Source organism: Megasphaera sp. NM10 (assembly GCF_000417505.1).
Classification (GTDB): Bacteria; Bacillota; Negativicutes; order Veillonellales; family Megasphaeraceae; genus Megasphaera; species Megasphaera intestinihominis.
In genome coordinates this window covers 1-4,726 of record NZ_APHY01000023.1, presented here as the reverse complement: position 1 = coordinate 4,726, position 4,726 = coordinate 1, and the positions used below count along the sequence as shown (strand labels likewise).

The following is a 4,726-nucleotide window of genomic DNA, read 5'->3' as shown; positions in this document are numbered from 1 at the left end:
TCARCTCGTTCACAGCAGCCTGAAAATGCTGCCGTATCTGGACGAGCATTTTGCGAAGTACCAAAACACCAGTCCACAAGAGCTGCGAAGCCATATAAGCTGGCAAATACAGCGTGAAATATTTTTAGGCACTTTAGTCTCTAAAGCCCAATCCGCAAAAAATCCAACGGACTTAGTGCAGGCCTTGTGTAAACTAGTTTTGTCAACTTCCGAGGCAGCGTAAAAGTTGTAAAGTGCTGTTTGTAATAAATCGTGTAAAGATTCAGCAGATAGAGAAAGAATATGCAAGGATTGTATTTGGTTTATAGAAAGTTTTTGGAGTTGTTCCTGTGAGAGGTTTATACCCGTATCCATTTTTTACGCCTCCCTATTTTTCTGCTAAGGCTTTGAGTTCAGGATATTGTGTTTTTCCCGATGTATTTTTAGGGATTTGTTCGATATGATGAATCGTAAAACAACGGAGATGCAAACCTGTCTTTTCTATTAGGAAATCTTCGACTTCAGATTGACGGCCAGGGGCAGTCATGAATACATGCAAATCATCATCCTGACCGACACAGGCGAAATCGCTGAAATCAAAAGCACTTTTCAGCAATTCTTCTATTTCGTCCATATTGACACGCTTGCCCATTACTTTAATGAAACGTTTTTTTCGGCCAGCGATGTAATAGTACCCGTCTTCGTCAAAATAGGCCATATCGCCTGTATATAACCGGCCATGCCGCATATCTCCCAGGGCTAAATCGTCAGCACAATGGCATATCCCAATGTGACGTTAGGGCCTTCATAGCAAAGTTCACCGGTTACATGGGGCTGTGTGATTTCTGTTTTTTCATCTTCCATGATGTGGAAAGTACCGCCAGGAATGGCAATGCCAATACTGCCTATTTTTTTCAGTCCCATATCAAAAGGCAGATAGGACATGCGTGCAGTTGCTTCGGTTTGCCCATACATGACAATGAACCGTTTTCCCGTCTTATAGGCGAATTCTAGATATTCTTTTTGCAGCCGTGTCGATAAATGGCCTCCGGCTTGGATCATCAGTGCTAATTTAGGCAGGTTCATTGTCATGAAGCCGACTCGCTTCAGACATTCATATGTGAATGGAACTCCGGCGATAGAAGTGATTTCATCGCGTTGACAAATATCCCAGAATGTTTTGTCAAAGACAGTCGCTTCTGTCAGACATTCACAAGCTCCGCATAATACGTGGCTATTGATGACTGATAGGCCGAACGTATAATGCATGGGCAATGAAGAAATCGGATGGTCTTGGGCTGTTATTTTCAAATACTGTGCAATCGATGCAGCATTGGCTTGGATATTTGTATAACTTTGACGAACTAGTTTAGGGCTGCCTGTACTGCCAGACGTCGTCAGCAGCAAAGCTAAATCAGGATGAATCTTATGAAACGTATTACTTGACCGATAGACACCATATCCATTTAGGGTATAAAGTGCTTCAGACCGGCTATCGACTGGCTTGAATATGTAATTGGGGTTATAAATCGATAATAACCGCTGGCGCAGTTCCGTATCCATATCGTGATCGATTAGTAAAGGGACGATTCGATTTTGCAGGCAGCAGAGATACGATAAAGCTGATCCTATGGTATTGTGGCAGATGATAGCCGCTAGTTGTCTGTTTGGAGAGGAAAGAATCTTCCCTAAATTTTTACTATGCGCATACCAGTCCTGATATGTTACGGATTGGCCTGATCCATCAGTGAATAATACATGATTTTCATACGCCGGATTTTCATCAAAAAAGTTCAACATAAGTATCCCTCCTAACGAATGATACGGGTCAAGGTATCCAGCAAATTACGGCCATCCCAGATCATGTCCATATCCATGGCCTGCCCGAAGGGGACGATTCTATCGACGCCAGTGATACCGGCCTGTATTAACTGAGTACGGAGTGCCTGTATATCTATATTTAGTGTGGTAATAGTTTGGACCTTGGAAGTCATGTAGGGAATGATATCTCCTGATTTCCTTATAGGGAATTGAAAGAATTGGCCAAAGGCTCCGGAAAGTTGGGTAAAATCTTGGGGGAGCGATGAAAGTGTGTATACATAAAGCCGGTTGCTGGCATATGCAAAATGGCTGATTTCTGGTGTATGCATGGCAAATTTCCACGCTTCTGCGTATTTCCGGCTGACCTTTATAGCCGCTAAGTCATATTTTTGAATTTCAATGGTTACTGCCTGCCACCAACGTTGCTGGGCTATTGCAAAGGATTCACCTTTTGAGTCGAGCCAAAGGAGGATGCGGGGAGACGAGCAAGCATTTTGATCGACTTCGTATGTATCCAGATAGAAATGGTGAACTGCATTTTTTAGTTCCTCTTCAGAACAGGATGCTACATAGTCACTGTCGAGAATCGCTAATGAATATCGATCTGCAAAAGGAATATCAATGGCCATAGGGGGTAATGGCGACTTCCTGATTTCCTTAATGGTCTTGTCGCCGCCCCAAATTACACGACTATCGCAATGTTTGGAAAACCAATCGGTGATTTTCCTATCGTGTCCGTAAGTAAGTACGGCATTTTGGCTTTTTATAGGCTGATAGACGGGAGCGTTCAGCAAATCGGACAGTACTTCGCAGACCGGCCGTATTTTAGGAAGTAATCGAGGAGAAAGGCGGACGATATTGGCATTGCCGGCAAGTAAGGAGATGAAGAAACTATATAAAAACATCGTAGGCATATTGGCAGGGGCGATATGGAATGTCATTCCCCGGCCTAAACGATTTTCTGGAAAGGTCAGCAGGTTTTTATACTGCTCTAGTTTTCGCGGACGCAGCCAAAAACTGAAAGCAGCCCAAGCTGCATCTTCATTGGTTATGGGATGATGCTGCAACTGATGGGCAAAATCTTGACAGAATTGTAGCGTTAAAGGCGAAAAGGGGCGTTGCGGCAGGCCTTTTTCTGGAATTGAACCGGCCAGTATTGTAAAGTTTTTAGTTGTGCGCATCACTGCACCCCCTTATTTCGGCTTTTGCCATGCGGCCATCGATGCGAAAATATTTTCCCAAGCGGCCACACGGACAATCATCAATTCCTAACAGGGTACCCATATCTTCTGTCAGGATGGAATGGCCAGGATAGGATGTGGCTAATGGCGTCAATACTTGAACGATGCCTGTTTCCCCTATGGGGCAGACTGAAAAGTTTTCTGGATTGCGAATGATGATATCGGAAAATATGCTGGCATGAAGATGGCCTTGTTCACATTCCATATAAATGCATCCCGTCTGTTCGGCCATACCGTAATAATTATGGACTTTATGGATATGGAACTGTTCATACAGCCGCTTCTTATAATCATGAGGGGAAACAGCGCGGTCCTGCATTTTTTTCCATCCGCCGCCGTGGATTAGAATGGCATTGGATAAGTCGATTAAGCCGGGGTAGTTTGCCAGAGCTTCGCAGAAATATTGCCAAATCATAAAGGTAAAACCAAAGATTAAGACAGGTTGATTGCGATATGTTTGAATGAATGTGCGGATACTTTCCAAATCAACGGATAAATCCGGTTTTAAGGCATAGTATTTTCGTTTGGCAAAGATGGAAAAGCCCAAGACGGCTGCACCGCGGGCATTAAAGGCGTCCCGATTTTTTAATATGTCCGGCGTATCGACAATCAGCATAGGCAGCCGCGAGAAGCCAATAAAATCTTTTACAATGTTATATAAGGCTAATTGTTGGTTTTGTGCGTTAAAAGCATCGAGGTATAAATGAGACGCCACTCCCGACGTTCCTGATGAAGTGATTATTTTGAAAATTTCGGAATCAGGAATACTTTTCAGATTTTCTGTCTTGAATAAGGAAATGGGAATCATTGGAATTTTTGAAGGGACATCATATTTCCTGTTTTTTTCGTATAATGTCTGCACGGCCTGGCCATAAGGCGGGCAGCGATGACAGTGCTGGGAGGTCAATTCAAATAAAAGAGGAACATAATGGGCTTCTTTTTCGTCTTGCGTCCAATGATAAGGGGATTGTGTCAACCAGTTAGTATAGTCCATACTCTTTTTTCACCTCCTGTGTTAAGATAAAGTGTCCGCCATGGCCGGGGTAGGTTAGAATCGGTGTGGGCAAACAACGTAAGGTTGCTTTCCCTTGCTGCTCATAAACGGCTTCATCTCCACCAGGCAGACGAGTGATGACTTCTTCGCCGGGAATAAAATAATCGCCGGAAAATAAGATTTTTTCATCTATGATGATGCAGATGCTGCCTGGCGTATGGCCAGGCGCTGCAATACAGAAAATCGCATGATTTCGCCAGGTGGCTAAGTAAATGTCGTCGAAGACGATATCGGCAGCTTGGCAGATAAAAGGGGGATAGGAGACATGAAGTTCACCTTGGCTCTTAAAGTATAAGTAAGTCTCCATGATGCGTGTCATATTTAAGGTGGTACTTTGGATACCTTGGCTGCAGGCCGCACTGCAAAGGACTTTTAAATCATAATTTTTTCGCATATCATTGAGCGCTGCGATATGATGTAAGCGGAAAATAAATCGGTGGATTTAATCTCCTGGCTGTTTGTGAGACAATAGGCTCATCAAACAGGATGAATTAGACCAATTAGAGTTTCTCCCATTTTGTCTAAAAACTCTAATTTATCCTATTCAGTAAGGAGGATGTTTTTGGATACTCAAAAAATTACACATCGAAATAAGAATAGAAACACTGGATGCAGATCATCGCGCAGCTGA

General features: G+C 43.3%; 5 protein-coding genes and 1 pseudogene. 1 reads left to right on the top strand and 5 read right to left on the bottom strand.

From position 1 onward, the window contains the following. A pseudogene (locus tag NM10_RS14480) lies at positions 1-223 on the top strand (IS701 family transposase); the annotation flags it as partial. 144 nt (positions 224-367) lie between these two features. Here NM10_RS14480 and NM10_RS14470 read toward each other — a convergent pair. From NM10_RS14470 to NM10_RS05355, 5 genes are read right to left on the bottom strand one after another with little or no spacing between them, the layout of a single operon-like run. Continuing rightward, entirely contained in the window at positions 368-697 is a 330-nt protein-coding gene (locus tag NM10_RS14470) for a hypothetical protein (protein ID WP_239639623.1), read from the bottom strand. 41 nt (positions 698-738) lie between these two features. Further along, positions 739-1,779, bottom strand: coding sequence for an AMP-binding protein (locus tag NM10_RS05370; protein WP_020310580.1), 1,041 nt, complete (start codon positions 1,777-1,779; stop codon positions 739-741). A gap of 11 nt (positions 1,780-1,790) precedes the next feature. After that, positions 1,791-2,981, bottom strand: a complete 1,191-nt coding sequence (locus NM10_RS05365; RefSeq protein ID WP_020310579.1) for an acyl-CoA reductase — start codon at positions 2,979-2,981, stop codon at positions 1,791-1,793. Then, positions 2,968-4,035: a LuxE/PaaK family acyltransferase gene (locus NM10_RS05360; protein ID WP_020310578.1), complete on the bottom strand. Its 1,068-nt coding sequence runs from the start codon at positions 4,033-4,035 to the stop codon at positions 2,968-2,970. The genes NM10_RS05365 and NM10_RS05360 overlap by 14 nt, the downstream gene beginning before the upstream one ends. Continuing rightward, complete coding sequence (locus tag NM10_RS05355; protein WP_192813549.1) at positions 4,022-4,414, bottom strand: MBL fold metallo-hydrolase; 393 nt, start codon at positions 4,412-4,414, stop codon at positions 4,022-4,024. The genes NM10_RS05360 and NM10_RS05355 overlap by 14 nt, the downstream gene beginning before the upstream one ends. Between the last annotated feature and the right edge of the window lie 312 nt (positions 4,415-4,726).

Bases quoted from the DNA above. Each gene is read 5' to 3' on its own strand.
- NM10_RS14470 (WP_239639623.1), bottom strand. From the start codon at position 697: ATGGCCTATTTTGACGAAGACGGGTACTATTACATCGCTGGCCGAAAA.
- NM10_RS05370 (WP_020310580.1), bottom strand. From the start codon at position 1,779: ATGTTGAACTTTTTTGATGAAAATCCGGCGTATGAAAATCATGTATTA.
- NM10_RS05365 (WP_020310579.1), bottom strand. From the start codon at position 2,981: ATGCGCACAACTAAAAACTTTACAATACTGGCCGGTTCAATTCCAGAA.
- NM10_RS05360 (WP_020310578.1), bottom strand. From the start codon at position 4,035: ATGGACTATACTAACTGGTTGACACAATCCCCTTATCATTGGACGCAA.
- NM10_RS05355 (WP_192813549.1), bottom strand. From the start codon at position 4,414: ATGACACGCATCATGGAGACTTACTTATACTTTAAGAGCCAAGGTGAA.